This window comes from Micromonospora sp. FIMYZ51, from assembly GCF_038246755.1.
In the GTDB taxonomy this organism is placed as follows: Bacteria; Actinomycetota; Actinomycetes; order Mycobacteriales; family Micromonosporaceae; genus Micromonospora.
The window spans coordinates 5,570,135-5,590,229 of record NZ_CP134706.1; the positions used below are offsets into that span (position 1 = coordinate 5,570,135).

16 protein-coding genes are annotated in these 20,095 nt (G+C 72.5%); 2 read left to right on the forward strand and 14 right to left on the reverse strand.

Features of this window, described 5'->3' with window-relative positions; genetic code table 11:
• Positions 1–136: 136 nt before the first annotated feature.
• From QQG74_RS24825 to QQG74_RS24890, 14 genes are all read right to left on the reverse strand, one after another.
• A complete protein-coding gene (locus tag QQG74_RS24825; RefSeq protein WP_341717127.1) occupies positions 137–1,204 on the reverse strand; it encodes a polyprenyl synthetase family protein in 1,068 nt (355 codons plus the stop codon).
• On the reverse strand, positions 1,201–2,589 hold the full coding sequence (locus QQG74_RS24830) for a nucleotide pyrophosphatase/phosphodiesterase family protein (RefSeq protein WP_341717128.1): 1,389 nt from the start codon (positions 2,587–2,589) through the stop codon (positions 1,201–1,203). The genes QQG74_RS24825 and QQG74_RS24830 overlap by 4 nt, the downstream gene beginning before the upstream one ends.
• On the reverse strand, positions 2,589–3,875 hold the full coding sequence (gene eboE, locus QQG74_RS24835; RefSeq protein WP_341717129.1) for a metabolite traffic protein EboE: 1,287 nt from the start codon (positions 3,873–3,875) through the stop codon (positions 2,589–2,591). The genes QQG74_RS24830 and eboE overlap by 1 nt, the downstream gene beginning before the upstream one ends.
• Positions 3,875–4,726, reverse strand: coding sequence for a TatD family hydrolase (locus QQG74_RS24840; protein WP_341717130.1), 852 nt, complete (start codon positions 4,724–4,726; stop codon positions 3,875–3,877). The genes eboE and QQG74_RS24840 overlap by 1 nt, the downstream gene beginning before the upstream one ends.
• Complete coding sequence (locus tag QQG74_RS24845; protein ID WP_341717131.1) at positions 4,726–5,373, reverse strand: EboA domain-containing protein; 648 nt, start codon at positions 5,371–5,373, stop codon at positions 4,726–4,728. Before QQG74_RS24845 ends, QQG74_RS24840 begins: the two co-directional genes overlap by 1 nt.
• Entirely contained in the window at positions 5,370–6,281 is a 912-nt protein-coding gene (locus QQG74_RS24850; RefSeq protein ID WP_341717132.1) for a sugar phosphate isomerase/epimerase family protein, read from the reverse strand. The genes QQG74_RS24845 and QQG74_RS24850 overlap by 4 nt, the downstream gene beginning before the upstream one ends.
• 88 nt (positions 6,282–6,369) lie before the next feature.
• Positions 6,370–7,164: an SCO3242 family prenyltransferase gene (locus QQG74_RS24855; protein WP_341717133.1), complete on the reverse strand. Its 795-nt coding sequence runs from the start codon at positions 7,162–7,164 to the stop codon at positions 6,370–6,372.
• Positions 7,148–8,308 (reverse strand): inositol-3-phosphate synthase, encoded by a 1,161-nt coding sequence (locus QQG74_RS24860; protein ID WP_341717134.1) that lies wholly within the window; start codon positions 8,306–8,308, stop codon positions 7,148–7,150. The genes QQG74_RS24855 and QQG74_RS24860 overlap by 17 nt, the downstream gene beginning before the upstream one ends.
• Positions 8,309–8,806: 498 nt before the next feature.
• On the reverse strand, positions 8,807–10,015 hold the full coding sequence (locus tag QQG74_RS24865; RefSeq protein ID WP_341717135.1) for a Gfo/Idh/MocA family oxidoreductase: 1,209 nt from the start codon (positions 10,013–10,015) through the stop codon (positions 8,807–8,809).
• A 21-nt stretch (positions 10,016–10,036) separates the two neighbouring features.
• Entirely contained in the window at positions 10,037–11,080 is a 1,044-nt protein-coding gene (locus tag QQG74_RS24870; protein WP_341717136.1) for a substrate-binding domain-containing protein, read from the reverse strand.
• Between the two features lie 91 nt (positions 11,081–11,171).
• Complete coding sequence (locus tag QQG74_RS24875; RefSeq protein ID WP_341717137.1) at positions 11,172–12,293, reverse strand: ABC transporter permease; 1,122 nt, start codon at positions 12,291–12,293, stop codon at positions 11,172–11,174.
• A complete protein-coding gene (locus QQG74_RS24880) occupies positions 12,290–13,867 on the reverse strand; it encodes a sugar ABC transporter ATP-binding protein (protein WP_341717138.1) in 1,578 nt (525 codons plus the stop codon). Before QQG74_RS24880 ends, QQG74_RS24875 begins: the two co-directional genes overlap by 4 nt.
• A 22-nt stretch (positions 13,868–13,889) precedes the next feature.
• Positions 13,890–15,068, reverse strand: coding sequence for an ROK family transcriptional regulator (locus QQG74_RS24885; protein WP_341717139.1), 1,179 nt, complete (start codon positions 15,066–15,068; stop codon positions 13,890–13,892).
• Positions 15,069–15,234: 166 nt separating this feature from the next.
• Positions 15,235–16,287, reverse strand: coding sequence for a YihY/virulence factor BrkB family protein (locus tag QQG74_RS24890; protein WP_341717140.1), 1,053 nt, complete (start codon positions 16,285–16,287; stop codon positions 15,235–15,237).
• Between the two features lie 669 nt (positions 16,288–16,956).
• On the opposite strand from QQG74_RS24890, the gene QQG74_RS24895 reads away from it, so the two are divergent.
• Entirely contained in the window at positions 16,957–19,008 is a 2,052-nt protein-coding gene (locus QQG74_RS24895; RefSeq protein ID WP_341721360.1) for a TRAP transporter fused permease subunit, read from the forward strand.
• Positions 19,009–19,025: 17 nt separating this feature from the next.
• On the forward strand, positions 19,026–20,045 hold the full coding sequence (locus QQG74_RS24900; RefSeq protein WP_341717141.1) for a TAXI family TRAP transporter solute-binding subunit: 1,020 nt from the start codon (positions 19,026–19,028) through the stop codon (positions 20,043–20,045).
• The last annotated feature ends 50 nt before the right edge of the window (positions 20,046–20,095 follow it).

The window sequence follows — 20,095 nt, forward strand, 5'->3', positions numbered from 1 at the left end:
CTCGACGAAACATTTTCGGTGTTGCCGACGACACTAAATTAGATATGTCGATGTGTCCATACCTTCCGGCGGCAAGGCGGGGACTTTCGTCGGTTTGATCAAAAGTAGGCGCCGCAGAACACGCAGCCGGAGCGACTCAGCGTTGCCGGTCGGTGGCCTGGGCGGCCAGCGCGGCCAGCGCCGTGCGGCTCTCCTCGACCAGCTCAAGGCGCTCCAGCACGGCCAGGGCGGCGGCAGCCCGGACCTGGATCATCTGCTCGATCTTCGTCCGGGCCCCGGTGTCCTCGATGATCTTCCGCAGTTCGGCGGCACCCGCCGGGTCCAGGTCGGGATTGCCGAACAACTCCCGCAGCCGCGCGCTCTGGCTCCGGTCGGCGGCATCGCGGGCCAGCGCCATCATCACCGTCGGCTTGCCCTCGCGCAGGTCGTCCAGGACGGACTTGCCGGTGACCGCCGGGTCGCCGAAGACCCCGAGAACGTCGTCGCGGAGCTGGAAGGCGTCCCCGAGCGGGTCACCGAACTCGGCAAGCGCGTCGGTAAGCGCGGCCGGCGCCCCGGCCAGCGCGGCGCCGATCTGCAACGGCCGGGTGACGGTGTACCGCGCACCCTTCATCCGGATCACGGTGAGCGCGCTGGCGACCGAGCCGTCCCCCACCCCGGAGACCAGGTCGAGGTACTCCCCCGCGATCACCTCGGTGCGCATCAGCGCGAAGACGGCGTATCCGCGATGCACCGCCTCGGTGCTCAGTCCGCACTCGTGGAACATCTGGTCGGCCCACGCGGCGCAGAGATCGCCGCAGAGCAGGGCGGTGTTGCGCCCGTACGCCTCGGGGTCGCCCCGCCAGGACGAGCGGGCGTGCAGATCGGCGAAGATCCGGTGCACCGAGGGCTCTCCTCGGCGGCGGTCACTGCCGTCCAGGATGTCGTCGTGGATCAGCGCGAAGGCGTGGAACAGCTCCAACGCGGCGGCGGCGGTCACGATCGGGGTGCCGTCCGGGCCGCCCGCGCCCCGCCAGCCCCAGTAGCAGAAGAGCGGACGCAGCCGCTTGCCGCCGGTCAGCACGAACCGGTGCAGTGTGGTGAAGACGCCACGTGGCGCGCCGTCCGGCCAGTCCGGGTCCTGCCGGCCGAGGAAGGCGGTCAGCTCGGCGTCGAACCGGGCCCGCAGTTCACCCGCGTCGGTCGGCACCGCCGTGACGGTCATGACGCCGCCAACCCGGCCAGCTCCAGCAGCAGCCCCTTCACCTCCGTGGCCGCTATCCGGTCCCGGGCCACCGAGGCGTCGGAGCAGAGCAGCACCGGCCCGTCGGCCGGGTCGGCCGGCAGCCGCCCGTGCGACCCGCGCACCGCCCGTGCCCCGGCGTCCAGCCCGACCACGCTCATCAGGTACCGCATGCCCAGCTTCTTGCGCGCCAGCGCGACGGCGGCGCGGCGCTTCGCCGCACCGGGAGCGGCCGGGTCGAAGAGCAGCTCCGCCGGGTCGTAGCCAGGTTTGCGGTGGATCTCGACCAGCCGGGCGAAGTCGGGCGCCCGGACGTCGTCCAACCAGTAGTAGTACGTGAACCAGGCGTCCGGCTCCGCCACCAGCACCAGCTCACCGGCGCGCGGGTGGTCCAGCCCGTAGGTCGCCTTGCCGGCGGCGTCGAGCACCTCGGCCACCCCGGGCAGCCCGGCGCAGAGCTTCGCCACCGCCGGTACGTCCGCCGGATCGCGCACGTACACGTGGGCGATCTGGTGGTCGGCGACCGCGAACGCCCGGGAGGTCCACGGGTCGAGGTACTCCATGCCGGCCTGGGTGTGCACCCGCAGCAGCCCTTCGGCGCGCAGCAGCCGGTTCACGTCGATCGGCCGGGAGACGTCGGTGATGCCGTACTCGGAGAGCACCACCACCGTCGCGTCCCGCTCCCGCGCGGCGTCCAGCAGCGGGGCGAGCACGCCGTCCAACTCGGCCGCCGCGGCGGCGGCCTGCGGCGCGGACGCGCCGAAGCGTTGCAGGTCGTAGTCCAGGTGCGGGACGTAGACCAGGGTCAGGTCGGGTGACTGCTCGGCGAGGATCCGCTGCGCTGCCTGGCAGATCCACCGGGACGAGGCCAGCCCGGCCCCCGGCCCCCAGTAGTTGAAGAGCGGAAAGGTGCCAAGCGCCGCGGTGAGCGAGTCGTGCAACTGCGGCGGGTCGGTGTAGCAGTCCGGGTCCTTGCGCCCGTCGGCGTGGTACACCGGGCGCGGGGTGACGGTCCAGTCCACGTCCGCGCCCATCGCGTACCACCAGCAGACGTTCGCCACCGTGTAGTCCGGCCGGACCCGGCGCGCCGCCTGCCACAGCTTCTCCCCGCCGACAAGCGCGTTGTGCTGCCGCCAGAGCAGCACCTCGCCGAGGTCGCGGAAGTACCACCCGTTGCCGACGATCCCGTGGTCGGCGGGGCGGCCCCCGGTGAGGAATGTCGACTGCACCGAGCAGGTCACCGCCGGCAGCACCGTGCCCAGCTCGGCGCGGAAGCCGGTGTCGGCCACCGCGCGCAGCCGGGGCATGTGCGCCAGCAGGCGCGGGGTCAGTCCCACCACGTCCAGCACCACCAGCTGTCGACCCATCAGGCCGCCACCTCGCTTCGGTGAAGGGTCAGCCCGAGGGCGACCAGCTCGTCTCGGGCGAAGGCCAGCTCCGCGGCGATCCCGGCGGCCAGCTCCGCGTCGGTCTGCGGGCGCCGCGCGGCCGGCAGCACCCCCCAGGTGTACGTCTCGACGTCGAGGTGATCACAGCCGACGTCCGGGCCGGCGAGCAACGCGGCCAGCGCGGTACGCAGCACCGGCAGGGTCGAGCCCAGCGGCGGCTCGGGTGGGGCGTGCAGCGGCACGTGGTAGTGCACCCGCCACGGGCCCGGCAGCGCCGCGTCGAGCGCCGCGTCCAGGTCGTCGGCGGCCCAGGCCGGGTCCGCCGGATCCGCCGAGCCGGGGCCACCGCCGGCCGAACCCGGACCACCGCCGGCCGAGCCGGTCACCGTGCTCCCGACGGGCGAGCCGGTTGCGGCGGCACGGTCGGATGCGGCGGCACAGTCGGCGGTGCGGGTCTGGTGCAGGAACCGTGGCTCGACCCAGCGGCGCAGCGCGGCGGCGTCGCCGGTCGGGTCGGCCGCCTCCAGCGCGGCGGAGACCTGCACCTTCACCACCGGCAGACCGGCCGCCGCCAGCCGGGCCAGGGCCGCGGTGGGTTCCTCCCAGGCGCAGGCGAGATGGGCCAGGTCCAGGCAGACCCCGAGCCACTCGGTGTCCACAGCGGACAGTAGGGTCGCGGCCTGCGTGGTGCTCTCCACCACGCAGCCGGGCTCCGGCTCGAAACCGACCCGGACCGGCCGGCCGGTCTCCCGCTGCACGTCGGCGAGCCCGGCGGCGAGCTGGTCGAGGCGGCGTCGGGCGGCGTCGGCCCGGGTCGCGTCCCAGGGCGTCCGCCAGGCCAGCGGCAGGGTGGAGACCGAGCCCCGGGCAGCGTCGGGCGGCAGCAGGTCGGCGAGCACCCGGGCCAGGTCCAGGGTGTACCGGAGCCGATCGTCGGTGGTCCAGTCCGGGTGGTACACCGCGCCCTTCACCACCGGCGCCTGGAAGGACGCATACGGGAAGCCGTTGAGGGTGACCACCTCCAGGCCGCGTACCGACAGCTCGGTGCGCAACCGGCGGCGGGCGTGCGGATCGGCGGCCAGCTCGGCGGCGACCGGGGCGGCCAGCCACAGGCCCAGGCCGAGCAGGTCGCTGCCGAGCGCCGCGCGGACCGGCACCGCGTACCTGTCGAGCTGACCGAGGATGCCGGTGAGATCCTCGGCCGGGTGCACGTTCGTGCAGTAGCCGAGGTGCACCGTGCGCCCACTCGGGTGCCGCAGCCGCATCAGCTGCCGCCGCGCAGGATCGAGTTGCCGGCGAAGGTCGCCTCCGGTGCCTCGATGTCGCTCAGGTCGAGCCGGCCGGACTGCCCGTAGAACTCGACCGGGTTGCGCCAGAGCACCCGGTCGACGTCGTCCTCGGTGAACCCGGCGAGCCGCATCGCCTCGCCGGTGGCCCGGGTCAGCAGCGGGTCCGAGCGGCCCCAGTCGGCGGCCGAGTTGACCAGGACCCGTTCGGGCCCGTACGCCTTGAGCACCTCGACCATCCGGGGCGGCGACATCTTGGTGTCCGGGTAGATGGAGAAGCCGAGCCAGCAGCCGGTGTCCCGGACCAGTTTGACGGTCACCTCGTTGAGGTGGTCGAGCACCACCCGGCCCGGTTCGATGCCGGACTCGGCGACCACGGCGAGGCTGCGCTCGACGCCACGGGCCTTGTCCCGGTGCGGGGTGTGCACAAGCGCCGGCAGGTCGTGCGCCACGGCCAGGGCCAGCTGGGCGGCGAAGGCGGCGTCCTCCTCGGGCGTCATCGAGTCGTACCCGATCTCGCCGACCGCGACCACGCCGTCCTTGTCCAGGTAGCGGGGCAGCACGTCGAGCACCGGCCGGCAGCGCGGGTCGTTGGCCTCCTTCGGGTTGAGCGCGACGGTGGCGTGGTGGCGTACCCCGAACTGGCCGGCCCGGAACGGCTCCCAGCCGACCAGGGAGTCGAAGTAATCGGTGAACGACCCGACGTTCGTACGCGGCTGGCCGAGCCAGAACGCGGGTTCCACCACCGCCCGCACCCCCGCGGCGGCCATCCGCTCGTAGTCGTCGGTGGTCCGGGACGTCATGTGGATGTGCGGGTCGAAGATGCGCATCACGCCTCCCTGGGGTGCGGTTGGCCGGTGGCGACCAGCCGGCCCGGCGGATCGGTGATGGTCAGCCGGTCCAGCAACTCGGTGGCGTCGGCGGGCATGGTCCGGCCAGCGGCCCGCCGCTCGGCGGCGAGCGCGGCGAGCATCGCCGCCAGTTCCCCGTCGGCGCGGGCGTCGAGGTCGGCCACCACGGCCAGCGGTACGCCGGTGAAGACGCACTTGAGCACGGCCTGCCGCCAGGCCGGTGCGTCCAGGTGCTCCGCGTACGGGCCGAGGGCGGCGGCGACCAGCCGGGTGTCGTTGGTACGCAGCGCGTCGTGCAGCAGCGGCAAGCCGGCCGCGCCGACCGGCAGCAGCGGCAGCGCCTTGAGCACGGCCCGCTTCTCGGCCGCGTCCCCGGTGCGGTAGAGCGTCTCGACCCATTCCGCGTGCCCGCTCGGCAGGGTGGCCAGCAGCAACGCGCGGGCCGCCTCGTCGGCGGTCCAGCCCGGCAGGTCGGGCAGCTCGGCCCGCCCGCAGCAGCGTCCGACGGCCGGAAAGAACCGGGCGATCGCCGCCGGCTGCGTCGCGACGCCGCGCAGCGCCGCCGCCAGCCAGTCCGGATCGGGTACGTCCCGCAGGGCCGCCCGCAGCTCGTTCGGTGTGCTCACCGTCTCCGCCCTTCCTGTGCTGCCGTCAGTGGTGCGCCACCAGCGGACGCGGCGCGCAGGAAATCAAGCGAGTGGGCGGCCACGGCCGGGGCGGCGTGCGAGTGCCGGGGCAGTTCGACGGCGACCAGACCCCGGTAGCCGACCTCGCGCAGCGCGGCGAGCACCGGCGGGAAGTCGATCTCGCCGGTGCCGAACTCCAGGTGCTCGTGCACGCCCCGCCGCATGTCGTCGATCTGCACGTTTACCAGGTGGGCGCCGACCTCGCGGACGCACTCGGGCACCGGCGCAGGCTCCAGGCAACGACAGTGCCCGATGTCGAGGGTGATGCCGAACGCCGCCGGGCGCCCCAGGTCCGCGTACAGCCGGTGCCAGCCCGCGATGTCCTCGACGAGCATTCCCGGTTCGGGCTCGAAGCCCAGCCGCACACCGGCGGCGTCGGCCGCCGCCACCACGGTGGCGGAGCCGGCCAGCAGGCGGTCCCAGGCGACGGCCCGCGGGACCTCCTCGGGTCGTACCCCGGCCCAGTAGGAGACCGCCTCGGCGCCGAGGTCCGCGCCGATCGCCACCGCGCGACGCAGGAACTCCACCCGGCGGGCGGGATCGTCGTGCAGCAGCGTCGGGGCGTGCTTGTGCCACGGGTCGAGCAGGTAGCGGGCCCCGGTCTCGATCACCACCGCCAGGTCGAGCGCGGCCAGCCGGCGACCCACGGCGGCGACCCGGCGGGCCAGCCCCGGCGCGAACGGGTCGAGGTGGTCGTGGTCCAGGGTCAACGCGACACCGGCGTAGCCGAGTTCGGCGATGACCGCCAGCGCGTCGTCGAGGCGGTGGTTGGCGAAGCCGTTGGTGCCGTACCCGAACCGCAGGCCGCCGGCCCCCGCGCCGGGGGCTGCGGTGCTGGCGGCGGTCATGTCGGGGACACCTTCCGGGCCAGTCGCCGACCCAGCGGCGCGGCTGCCGCCACCGCCAGCCCGAGCAGGCCGGCACCGGCACGCGCGGTCAACGCGCCCTGCAAGGCGGGCAGGCCGGTGATGCCGGCGCCGACCGCCGCGCGGACCCGGTCGGCGGTGGGTCGGGCGACCACCTGGCCTGCGCGCCGCCGTACCGGGCGGCGTACCAGCCGGCGAGGACGGCGGGCAGCGTCGCCGCGACGGCGCCGACGGCACGCCGACCGGCCCCGGGCCGGGGCGGGCGGGGTGGGCGGGCGGCGCTGGCGGCGACCAGGGCGGTGCCGGCGAGGGTGCCCAGCGGCAGCACGGCGTCGGTGCCGTGCACCTCGCGGCGGGACAGGACGGTCACGGTCCAGGTGTGCGCGGCCACGGTGCCGGCCGCCGGTAACGCCCGCACCGGCCGGCAGCCGGCGCCGAGCAGCACGTCCAGGCCCCGGCAGGTGGCCATCACGGCCGGCCCGGCGGCGGTGTTCTTGGCCGCCAGGTCGTACCCCCAGACGGCGGCGGCCAGCGGTAGCGCGACGGCGACGGAACCGCGTCCACCGGCAGCGGCGGCGAGCCCGACGCCCGCGACGGTGAGGCCGGCGGCCAGGCCGACCGCGACGCGGGGGCTGACCCGTCCGCTGGGGATCGGCCGCTCCGGGCGTTCGACGGCGTCGAGCCGCCGGTCGGCCCAGTCGTTGGCGGCCATGCCGGCCCAGTAGAGCAGGACCGACGCGGCGGCCAGGGCCGGTGTACGCGGGCCGAGCGTGCCCGCCGCGGCGGCACCGGCGATCACGTCGCCCGGTACCGAGAGCGCGGCCGGTGCCCGGACCAGCTCGGCGAGGTCAGCCACGCGGGTCATCGGCACCTCCGGTGTGCAGGCGATTGGTGAAGGCGCGGAGCCTGGTCCACTGCTCGGCGAGCGATCCGGTGCCGGTGCCGAGCGGGTCCTTGAAGAAGAAGGCGAGGTCGGCCAGCGCCCCGGTCTGGCCGGCGGCATGCGCGGCGGCGGTCAGCCGGGCCAGGTCGAGCACGAGTGGCGCGGCCAGTGCCGAGTCGCAGCCGTGCCAGGTGAACTCCAGGCGCATCCCGGTGCCGAGGAAGCCGGCGAAGGTGATCAGATCCCAGGCGGTCTTGAAGTCGCCCAGGTCCTCGACGTAGTCGATCCGGGTGTCGCCCTGCGGCAGGTAACCGAGCGTCTCGCCGAGCACCCGCTGCTTGCTGCGGACCTTTGCGGCGTTGGCCGCCGGGTCGGCAAGCGTGGCGCCGTCGCCCCCGCCGAGCAGGTTGAGCCCGGACCAGGACCGCACGGTGAGGTTGCGCATCGCGAACATCGGGGCGAGCACCGACTTGAGCAGGGTCTCCCCGGTCTTGCCGTCGTGCCCGGCGTAGGGCACCCGATGGCTGTCGGCAAGCGCGGTAAGCGCCGGCAGCCGCAGGCCGGTGGAGGGGGTGAAGTCGACGTACGCACAGCCCGCCGTCACCGCCGCGTACGCGTAGAGCGAGCTGGGTGGCAGCACCTCGTCGGGGCCGGCGAGGGCGGCGTGCAGCGCGTCCGGCTCGGCGTGCGCGGGGTGCGGGCGGCACGCCGGCTCGGTGGCCGCGACGTTCACCACCACCACCCGGACCAACTGGTGCCGGTCCCGGAACTCGGTGAGGTCGCGGACCAGCGTGGCCGCCCGGTCGGCCTGACTGCCGCCGCTCGGTGCCGGTCGCAACTCCCGCTCGACGGCGGCCAGTTCCTCCGGCAGCGCGGCGACCAGGCGGGCCGGCAGCACCCCGGCGGCGGCCAACGCCTCGGCGCGTTTGGCAAGTGGGGTGGCGACCACGTCGTGCCCGCCGAAGACCAGGTCGGCGAAGGCCGGCAGGGCCGGGCCACTCAGCTCGGGTAACTCGGTGACACACCCGGTCGACCCGGTCAACCCGGCCCGCAGGGCGAGCGCCCCCACGATGCTGGTGGTCGCGACCGAGCCGCGCGCTCCCACCAGCCAGACACCCGTGCGCATGGCGCTCCTTCCCGGTCGGGGAATCCGGCCATCGAATTACATGAATATCACAGATTGATGAAGAAAGATACCCTTTATGCGGATGCGCCCCGTCCGCCCGGCCGCCCGGGATGGAGGCTTGCCGGCCCGGCGGCGAGGTCGGCGGCGACGCCGTCGCACCGGCGACCCGGAGCAGGCCCGACGGACGGGGCTGGCAGGCAGGGGCGGTCGGCGTCGCACCCCTGCCTGCTCCGCATCCGGCCGGTCGCGAGCATGGCGCGTCCGGCCGGACGACTGGTCGAAGGCGGACCGCCGTCGAGGCGGTCGAGGTCTGTCGGCCCGTGGGCCGTGGGGCGGTCCTCCGGTGCGGCCGGGGAATCCCGGTCCGGCCACACCGGAGGAACCGCACTGCTTGTGCCCACCGGCGTCACGGCCTGCGGGCACACCCTCCGGTGCCGACCCGTACCGGCCGCGGGGCGCAACCGCGGCCGGCCCTCGCCGGTCGGCACCGCAGGTGGCTCAGGCCACGGCCCCCGCCAACGCCGGCTCCACCTCGGTCCAGGAGGACCCGAGTTCGGCCGAGCGGACCACCGCGTCCAGCACCAGTTGCACCTGCAACGCCTCGGCGAAGGAGGGCGTCGGATCCGCGCCGGTCGCCACCGCCTCGATGAAGTCGCGCATCTGGTGGGTGAAGGAGTGCTCGTACCCGATGATGTGCCCCGGCGGCCACCAGGCCGACAGGTACGGGTGCTCGGCCTCGGTCACCAGGATTCGGTTGAAGCCCTGCTCCGCGGTGGGCCGCGTGGCGTCGTAGAACTCCAACTCGTTGAGCCGTTCCAGGTCGAAGGCGACGCTGCCGAGCGACCCGTTGATCTCGACACGGAGGGCGTTCTTGCGCCCGGTGGCGAACCGGGTCGCCTCGTAGGTGGCAAGCGACCCGCCTTCCAGCCGGGCCACGAAGATGGCCGCGTCGTCGACGGTGACCGGGCCGGTGGCGGCGTTGCCCCCGTCGGCCTGCGCGGCCAGCCCGCTCGACTCGGTCGGCAACGGCCGCTCCTTGACGAACGTCTCGGTCACCGCGCTGACGCCGGTGATCCGCTGGCCGGTGACGTACTGGGTCAGGTCGATGATGTGCGCACCGATGTCACCGAGCGCGCCGGAGCCTGACACCTCCTTGCGCAGCCGCCAGACCAGGGGGAACTGCGGGTCCACGATCCAGTCCTGAAGGTAGGTGGCCCGGACGTGCCGGATGTCGCCGAGCCGCCCGTCGGCGATCATCTGCCGCATCAGCGCCACCGCGGGCACCCGCCGGTAGTTGAATCCGCACATCGACCGCGCCCCACCGGCCCGGGCGGTGGCCGCCGCAGCAGCCATCTCCCGCGCCTCGGCGACGGTGTTGGCAAGCGGCTTCTCGCACAGTACGTGCTTACCGGCGGCCAACGCGGCCAGGGCGATCTCGGCGTGGCTGTCGCCCGGCGTGCAGATGTCGACCACGTCGATGTCCGGCCGGGCCACCAGTTCCCGCCAGTCCGTGGTGTGTTCCTCCCAGCCGAGCCGGTCGGCGGCCTCGGCCACCTTTCCCGGATCCCGGCCGCAGACGAGCACCATCCGGGCCCGTGCCGGCAGGTCGTACACCCGGTTCACGGTGCGCCACGCCTGCGAGTGCGCGGCGCCCATGAACGCGTAGCCGACCATGCCGACCCGCAGTTGGTTGTCGTTCGTGGACAAGGTGGGTCTCCCCCCGTTGTGTCAGAACCCGAGCTTCAGGTAGTCGCTCGCGTTCTCCTTCGTGATCGTTTCCGAGGCGAGGACGATCTCCTTGGGTACCTGGAGTTCCACCAGGTCGGACATGCCCCGGCCCTGGCCGATCAGCCGGGCCAGCGAGATTGCCGAGGAGGCCATCGACGGGCTGTAGGTCACGGTGGCCTTGAGCACCGTGTTGTCGGCCTGGATGTCCTCCATCGCCTTCTTCGAGCCGGCACCGCCGACCATGAAGAACTCGTTGCGGTTGGCCTGGCTGATCGCGGCCATCACCCCGATGCCCTGGTCGTCGTCGTGGTTCCAGATCGCGTCGATCTTCGGCAGGGCCTGAAGCAGCTGGCTGGCCTCCTGCTGGCCGGAGTCCACGGTGAAGCGGGCCGCCCGCCGGTTGGCCACCTTCAGGCCGTGCTGGGCCAGCGTGTCGTTGAAGCCCTTCGTGCGCTCCTGGGTCAGCTCCAGTTCGTCCATGCCGGCGATCTCGGCGATCACCGGGTTGCTCACGCCCTTGGCCTTGAGCTGCTCGAAGATGAAGTTGGCCGCCGAGACGCCCATGCCGTAGTTGTCGCCCTTGATCTGCAACCGGTACGCCTTGGCGTCCGGGAAGGCCCGGTCCAGGTTGACCACCGGGATGCCGGCCGCCATCGCCTCCAGGCCGAACGAGTTGAGTTCCTTGCCGTCGTGCGGCAGCAGCACGATCACGTCCGGCTTCTGCGAGATCAGCGTGGACAGCGCCGCCCGCTGGGCCGCCGCGTCCGCACCGGCCTCGACCGTCTTGAACTCCACGTCGGAGTACGCGTCGGCCTGCGCCTTGGCGTTGTTGGTGATCGCCGCGATCCAGCCGTGGTCGGCGGCCGGCGCGGAGAAGCCGATCGTCACCTGCTTGCCGGGCTCGGCGTTGCCACCGCCGTCGGCCGCCTTGGTCTGTGCCTCGGTCGGTGTGCTGCTCTCGTTGCTGGTGCAGGCCGAGAGCAGTACGCCGGCGCCGACGGCCGCCCCGCCGAAGAGCAGCCGGCGACGACTGTGCTGGGTCATGACGACCTCCTGGGTTCAGGTGGTGAAGAGGGTTTTCGGGTGTGCGAAGCCCGGCCACCGTCGTGCCTCGGTGGCCTGGTGGGAACGGTGTTCAGCTGGTGGTCAGCCGGTTGCGGCGGAAGAACTGGGAGAGGGTGCCGAACTGGACCTGCTGGATCAGGACGGCCGCGACGATGATGCCGCCCTTGACCATGTTCTGCGCCTCGGTGGAGAGGCCGTTGATGGCGAAGAGGTTGGTGATGGTGGCGAAAATGATCACCCCGAGCAGGGAGCCGATGATGGTGCCCCGCCCGCCGCTGAGCAGCGTGCCACCGATGATCACGGCGGCGATCGCGTCCAGCTCGTAGAGGTTTGCCATCGCCGCCTGGGCCGAGGTGGCCTGGGCGGTGAGCATGATGGCGGCGATGCCGCAGCACAGCCCGGAGAGCGCGTAGAGCAGCAGGGTGTGCCGCTTGACGTCGATGCCGGCCAGCCGGGCGGCCTCCGGGTTGCCGCCGACGGCGACCGTACGCCGGCCGAAGGTGGTGCGGTTGAGCAGCACCCAGCCGGCGATGACGACCGCGGCCAGGATGTAGACAAGCAGCGGGATGCCGAGCAGGTTGGTGCTGGCGATGCCGTTGATGGTGCTGTTCTGCGAGATCTGGGTCTGCTTGTCGGAGATCTCGGCGGCCAGCCCACGGGCGGCCACCAGCATGGCCAGCGTGGCGATGAACGGCACCAGCCGCCCGTACGCGATGAGGGTCCCGTTGACCAGGCCGACCGCCACCCCGACCACGATCGCGGTGAAGATCATGCCGCCGGCACCGAAGCTCTGGGTGGCGACCGTGGTGCACCAGACACCGGCCAGCGCGACGATCGCGCCGACCGAGAGGTCGATGCCGCCGCCGATGATCACGAAGGTCATCCCGACGGTGACCACGCCGACCACCGAGGCGAGCTTGAGGATGCTGAGCATGTTGGCCCAGACCCAGTCCGGATTGGAGTAGAGGTCGGAACGGGTGGCGGCGCCGATGATGAAGAGCGCCAGCAGCACCCCGATCAGGGCGAGGTTTCGGCGTGCGCCCTCGCCGCCGTCCCCGTGCCACCAGGAGAGCCGGCCGGTGGGTGCGGGCTGGCCCGACGTCCCGTGCGCGCTGGCGGCCTCGGTCTCGGCCGGGTCCACCGGCGGCGACTGCGCCGGCAGTTGGGTCGTGGTGGGAGGACTATCGGTCATGCCGGTGCGCCTTCCATCAGGGACCCCGCCATCACGAGGTCGAGGACGGTGTTTTCGTCGAGTTCGCCGGCCGGGGCCGTCCGGACGACCCGCCCTTCCCGCATCACCAGCACCCGGTCGGCCAGGCCGAGCACCTCGGGCACCTCGCTGGAGACCAGCAGCACCCCGACGCCCTCGGCGGCGAGCTGCCGGATCACCTGATAGAGCTCGGCCCGGGCGCCCACGTCCACGCCCCGGGTGGGCTCGTCGAGCAGCAGCAGCTTGGTGCCGCCGAGCAACCAGCGGCCGACCACCACCTTCTGCTGGTTGCCGCCGGAGAGGGTGCGCACCGCCCGCCGGACGTCGCGCGGTCGCATCTCCAGGCTGGCCGCGATCCGGTCCGCCTCGGCCTGCTCCCGCCCGGCGTCGATGAACCCGAAGCGGGCGTAGCGGCCGAAGGTCGCCAGCGTCACGTTGCGGTAGATCGGCTCGCCGAGCAGCAGTGCCTGGCTCTTGCGCTCCTCGGGCGCCATGCCCAGGCCCGCCCGTACCGCCGCGCCGACGCTGCCCGACCGAAGCGTTTTGCCGGCCATCCGCACGGTGCCCGACTCGGCCCGGCGGGCGCCGTAGATGGTTTCCATCAGCTCGGACCGGCCGGAGCCGACCAGCCCGGCGATCCCGACGATCTCGCCGGCCCGGACGGTGAGCGACACGTCGGCGAACTCGCCGGCCCGGGTCAGCCCCTCGACCTGGAGCAGTTCCTCGCCGACGTCGCCGTCGGCCGGACGGTCCGGGAAGACGTACTCGATGGTGCGGCCGGTCATCCGGGAGACCAGCTCCCGGGTCGGGGTGTCGCGGGCCGGCAGGTTCGCGGCGGTGGTCCGGCCGTCCTTGAGGACTGTCACCCGGTCGCCGATCTCGCGGATCTCCTCCAACCGGTGGGAGATGTAGATGACCGCGATGCCCTGCGCGGTCAGCTCCCGGATGATCCGGAAGAGGTTCTCCACCTCGTCGTGAGCGAGCACCGCGCTCGGTTCGTCCATGATGATCAGCCGAGCCTCGTGGGAGAGCGCCCGGGCCATGCTGACCACCTGCTTGCCGGCCGCGGGCAGCGCCCGGACCATCCGGCCGGGTGGAATCTCGGCGTGCCCGAGCCGGCCGAGGATCTTCCGGGTGTGCCGGGCCATCTGCCCCCGGCGGATGAAACCGAAGCTGCGCGGCTCGTGGCCGAGGAAGGCGTTCTCCGCCACCGAGAGATCGGCGACCAGGTCGAGTTCCTGGTAGATGGTGGCGATCCCGGCGCGCATCGCGGCCTGTGGGTTGGCGAAGTTGACCGGCTCACCGCGCCACTGCACCAGCCCCGAATCCGGCCGGTGCACCCCGGCGAGCACCTTGATCAGCGTGGACTTGCCGGCGCCGTTCTGCCCGAGCAGGCAGTGCACCTCGCCCGCGCGTACCTCCAGCTGCACGCCGTCCAGGGCGCGTACGCCGGGAAAGGTCTTCACCACGTCGGTCAGGCGCAGGACCACCTCGCCCGCGACGGTGTCGGCGGGTGCCTCGACCAGTGGAGCACCGGGGCCGGACTGCTCGCTCATGACGATCCTCCACTCGACTCGTTCATGCCGCCTCGCCGAAGGCCAGGTCGCTGGCGAGCACGGCGGCGCCGGCCACGCCGGCCCGGGGCCCGAGCTCGGAGAGCACGACCGGTAGGTTGCCGGTGGCCAGCGGCAGCGAGCGGCGATAGACGACGCTGCGGATCTCGGCGAGCAGGATGTGCCCGAGTTGGGCGAGCCCGCCGCCGATCACGATCATTGACGGGTTGGTGAAGCTGACCAGCCCGGCCAGGACGCTGCCGACCCGGCGCCCGCCCTCGCGGATGAGCTGGATGCAGGTCACGTCCCCCTCGCTGGCACCGGCGGCCACGTCGAGGGCGGTGACCGTGCCCTGCATGGCCAGCCGTTCGGCAAGCGCCGGAGAGGCACCGGTCCGGGCTGCGGCGGTCGCGTCCTTGGCCAACGCCGCACCGCTGAACAGCGCCTCCAGGCACCCGGCGTTGCCGCACGAGCAGATCGGCCCGTGCGGGTCGACCTGGATGTGGCCGACGTCCCCGGCGCAACCGTCGGTGCCTCGGTAGACCTCGCCGCTGAGGTAGATGCCGCAGCCGATGCCGGTGCCGATCTTGACGAACAGGAAGTCGTCCACCGAGTGCGCCACCCCGCCGTGCCGCTCGCCGATGGCCATGATGTTCACGTCGTTGTCGACCACCGCCGGGCAGCCGTGCTCCCGGGTGAGCAGCTCCCGGACGGGAAAGCGGTCCCAGCCCGGCATGATCGGCGGGGAGACCGGTACGCCGTCGCGGAAGCTGACCGGTCCGGGCACCCCGATGCCGACCGCGTCGAGCCGCTCGTAGACCCCGTCGGTCCGGGCCTTGTGCAGCAACTCGTTCACCCGCTGGAGGATGGCCTTGGGGCCGGACCTGATGTCGGCCGCCTCCGCGTACGCGGCGATCGGCTCCAGCCGGCCGTTGACCACTTCGACGTCGATGGAGCTGGCCCCCAGGTCGACGGCGGCGAAGCGCAGCTGCGGTCGCAGCTCGACCAGGGTGGAGCGGCGTCCGCCCCGGGACGCCGCCTTGCCCGCCTCGGCCACGTAGCCGAGGGCGACCAGCCGATCCAGCTCGGCGAGCAACCGGGGGCGGGGCATCTGGAGCCGGTCGGCGAGCTCGGCGCGGGACAACGCGCCCTCGTCACGCAGCAGCCGCAGCAGCCGGACGTGCAGGGCATCGGCGGTGTGCACGGCTCACCTCACCGGACTCGTTTACATCGACGCAATGTCGATGAGTGGTGTCCGACACAGTAGGAGCCGCCGATACGCGGTGTCCAGACCTTAGAGTGAATCAAACCCAACTTTTGTTGGATCTAGCAAAAGCTACCGGTGAGACGTACGCAGCCGGATCCGCAGGTCAGCCCGGCTGCCCAGGGTCATCATCCGAACGCAGTTTGCGATCATCACGCAGCTCGACGTAGGGCTCGTGGTCGACCGGCCGCAGGCCGCCCGCGAGGGCCCGACCACGCGCCAGTTCGGCGTCGAGTTCCGCACCGAGCAGGATCGCCACATTGCTCAACCAGAGCCAGACCAGAAAGATGATCACACCGGCGAGAGCGCCGTAGGTCTTGTTGTACGAGCCGAAGTTCGCCACGTAGAGCGCGAAGCCGCCGGAGACCAGCAACCAGAGCAGCACCGCAAGCACGCCGCCCGGGCTCACCCACCGGAAGCCGCCCTGCCGCGCGTTCGGCGACGCCCAGTAGAGGATCGCGAACATCAGGCTGACCAGGAGCAGCAGCACCGGCCACTTGGCGATGTCCCAGACCGTCACCGCCGTGCGGCCGACGCCGAGCGCCGAACCGACGTGCTCGGCGAGCCGGCCGGTGAAGACCACGATCACCGCACTGACCAGCAGCAACAGGCCGATGACGGCGGTCACCCCGACCCGGGTCGGCAGGGTCTTCCAGATCGGCCGCCCCTCCGGCACGTCGTAGATCACGTTGGCGGCGCGCATGAATGCGGCCACGTAGCCGGAGGCCGACCAGAACGCGGCAAGCAGACCGACGATCGCGGCGACCCCGGCCAGCCCGCCGTTCTGCTGGGCCTGGTCGAGGGCGGCATCGAGGATCTGGCGGATGTTCTGCTCCGGCACCGCCTGGTCGACCGTGTCCCGGACCCCCTGGGTGGCGCCGGAACCGAGCAGGCCGAGCAACGAGACCAGGACCAGCAGGCCGGGGAAGATGGAGAGGACGCCGTAGTAGGTGAGCGCCGCGGCCCAGTCGGTCAGCCCGTCGTCGCCGAACTCCCGTACCGTCCGGCGCAGCGCGGCCAGCCACTCACGTCGGGACAGCCGCGTCGGGCGGCTGGGCACATCGTGGCCAGGATCCGGCCGCTCGCCCACCGCCGGTCCGTCGGCGGCGGGTCGCCGCTGGGGATCGCGCCCGTCCGGACGGGAAGACTCGGCGACCATCGCTCCTCCTCAAGCTCGCTGCCCTCGCCCTTCCACATGCCCGGACAGCGGCTGCGGATAACCCGCAGCACGCGAGCCGGGCTCGGATTCGGCGGGAAATGCGCCGTCCAACCTTCCCATCCAGACCGAGTCTCGCCGATTCGGGCCGGTCGGGAAATACGCGGACCCACCCCTTCCCGCCGGCCGCGCGAGCGACGTCCGGGCCATCAGGCGGGTGACCGGACCGCCACCGTGATGACACCCTGCGTAGCGACATGCACGGAGAGTAGTCATGACAACAACTTTTTACCTGGCTGAAATTGACCGCCAGATAGCCACAAAAGCCGAAAAACGGATGGCATGGCCCGCGCCCGCCGCGATGGCCGCGCAGGGCCGATCGGCGCGTCCACGCCAATCGCGAAAGGGATTCCCAATCATTCACCCCGGCGAGTGACTGAAACAAAATGAAACTCACTCAGGGAAACGATGATCGACAATGTTCCCAACGCGGAGTCAATTCGCGTATCGTCCCCCATCGTGTCGGCTATCCGATTCACCGAAGATTCCGGACCCGAGGCGAACCGCCCCCACGTCGGCGTGGCGGAGATCGACCGGGACACCGCGACGACGCCCCCGCGCCGCGACCGCCCGGCGGTCCGGGACGCCGGTGTCGACCGGCCGCCGGCACCGGTGGCCGATCCCCGCGAACTGGCCGCCCGGTTCGAGGAGGACAAGCCCGGTCGGACCCTCTCCGGCCCGGTCGCCGTCGTGCTGACCGCCGCGACACTGGCCATCGCCCTGCTCGCGCTCTGGCAGGTGTTCCGACCACTCGCCCAGGGCAGCAAGTACTACCTGATCTACTTCCTGGCCGGCGTACTTCCGCTTGTCTTCCTCGCCTACCCGGCCGATTTGCGGCTACCCCGCCGACGTCGGCAGCGCACCGACGACAGGCAGGCGATCGCACCGGGCCCGACCGGACCGAGCCGGGTCGACTGGGCCCTGGCCGCCACCGCCCTGGCCGGCTGCCTCTACCCGGTGCTGCCGGTCGGCCTGTTCGGCGGGGGCGGCGGCTACGACGCCTTCCTCGACCGGCAGGGACTGCTCGTCGGCATGGACGTGGCGATGGGCACCGTCCTGCTGCTCCTGCTGCTGGAGGGTTGCCGCCGCACCACCGGCTGGATCCTGCCCGCGGTCTGCCTGGTCTTCCTCGGCTACGGCTACTACGGCGGCCTGCTGCCGCAGCACTTGCCGGTGGCCCACGCCGGGCTGGACTTCGGGCAGCTCGTGGACGCCTTCTACAACTCCGACAGCGGGTTCTACGGCACCCCGCTGGACGTGGCCGCCACGTACATCGTGCTCTTCACCATCTACGGGGCGGTGCTCGACCTCTCCGGCGCGGGTCGGTTCTTCGTGGACCTCTCCGCCGCGGCGTTCCGGCGTTCCCGCACCGCCGCCGGTCGTACCGCGGTGGCCTCCGGTTTCCTGCTCGGCACCGTCTCCGGCTCGGGAGCGGCGACGACGGTCAGCATCGGGGCGGTCACCTGGCCGATCCTGCGCCGCGCCGGCTACCCGGCGGAACGGGCCGGTGGGATGCTCGCCGCGGCCGGCGTCGGCGCGATCCTCTCCCCGCCGACGCTCGGTGCGGCGGCCTTCATCATCGCCGAGTACCTCGGCGTGTCCTACCTGCGGGTGCTCGGCTGGGCGATGGTGCCGACCGTGCTCTACTACCTCGGCATCGTGCTCTCGGTGGAGATCGACGCGCGGCGCTCCGGGGTCCGGCCGGCGGCCCTCGCCGCCGGTTCCGCCTGGCGGCTACTGGCCCGCTCCGGATACCACTTCGCCTCGCTCTTCGCCATCGTCGGGCTGCTCGCGGTCGGCGTGTCGGCCACCCGCGCGGTGGTGCTGGCCACCCTGCTCGCCGTGGCGCTGTCCTTCCTGGACCGGCGGCACCGCCTCACCCCGGGCCGGCTGCTCACCGCGCTCTCCGGCGGCGTACGCGGCGTGCTCGCGGTCACCGTGGTCTGCGCGGCGGCCGGGATCATCACCGCCACCACCACGAAGACCGGCCTCGGCCCGCAGGCCGCCGCGCTGCTGGTCAACGCCGCCGGCGCGGTCAGCTCCGAACCGGCCGTGGTGCTCGCGCTCACCGCCCTGCTCGCCGCCGTCGCGCTCACCCTGCTCGGCCTGGCCGTACCGGTCACCGCCTCCTTCGTGATCGGCTGGGTGATCATCGGACCGGCCCTGCTCGGTCTCGGCGTCAGCGCACCGGCCGCGGCGATGTTCGTCTTCTACTTCGCGGTCCTGTCCGAGGTGTCGCCGCCGACCGCGCTGGCTGCGGTCGCCGCCGCCGCGGTGACCGGCGGCCGGGTGGTGCCGACCATGTGGCACACCCTGCGGTACGCGCTGCCGGCGTACCTGATCCCGCTCGCCTTCGTGGTCACCCCGACCGGACTCGGCCTGCTCGGCATCGGCGGACCGCAGCGGATCGTGGTCGCCACCGCGGTCACCGCGCTCGGCGTGGCGGTGCTGGCCGTCGCTGCCGGCGGCTGGCTGCCCGGCGTCGGACCGGCGGGGGTGCCGGAACGCGTACTCGGCGCGGTCGCCGGACTGACGCTGCTCTGGCTGCAACCCGTGCCCGTCGCGATCGGCGCCGTGCTGGCCGGCGTGATGGCGGTGGGCGTGTTCGTACGACGCGGATCCGCCGGGCCCACCGGCGGGACGCGAGCCGGATCACCGGCATGACTCAGGAAGGAGCAATAGTGAGACGGATCAACGTGCGGTTCGCGGCGGGGCTGGGAGCACTCGCCCTGGTCGCGACCGGAGCCGCTGGCTGCGGTGGCCGTCAGGGCTCCGCAGCCACGGACGACACCGCGAGCGCCGTCACCTGCGAGGTGGCCGAGAACACCCGGGTCGGCATCGCCACCGGCAACGCCACCGGGGTCTACTACGTGGTCGGCAACGCACTTGCCGGTCAGCTCGCGGACAGCACCGGCGGCCGGCTGACCGGCACCGCGGCCGAGACCGGTGCCTCGGTCCAGAACATCGAACAGCTCGTCGGCGGCCAGTACGACGTGGCGTTCTCCCTGTTCGACACGGCGGTCAACGCGGTGCAGGGCAAGGGCAGCTTCACCGCGCCACAGCCGGTCGAGGCCCTGGCCCGGATCTACGACAACTACACCCAGGTGGTCGTCCGGGCCGATGCGGGAATCAACTCGGTGGCCGACATGAAGGGCAAGAAGATTTCCACCGGCTCCCCCAAGTCCGGCACCGAGGTCATCGCCAACCGGCTGCTGGAGGCCGCCGGCCTCGACCCCGCCGCCGACATCCAGGCCCAGCGGCTCGACCTCACCAAGACCGTCGAGGGCGTCAAGGACGGCACAGTGGACGGCTTCTTCTGGTCCGGCGGCCTGCCCACCGGCGGCCTCACGGACCTGTTCACCACCGCCGGCGACAAGGTGAAGTTCATCGACATCACACCGCTGCTGCCCAAGATGAGCGAGCTGAACCCCGCGTACCAGGCCGGCACGATCGGCAAGGACATCTACGCCACCGCCACGGACACCCCGACCATCGTGGTCCCGAACGTGTTGCTCGTCCGCAAGGACCTCGACGCCAACGTGGCCTGCGCCATCACCCGGACCGTGTTCCAGCGCAAGGACGCACTGGCCCAGGCCAACCCCGCGGCCAACGGCATCGCCCTGGACAGCGCCCGCAAGACCGACCCGGTCGGCCTGCACCGGGGCGCGGTCAAGGCACTACAGGACCTCGGCGCGAGCTGACCCAAAGGTGACCGGGTCGGGTGGTGCAGCCCGGCCCGGTCGCCCCGACC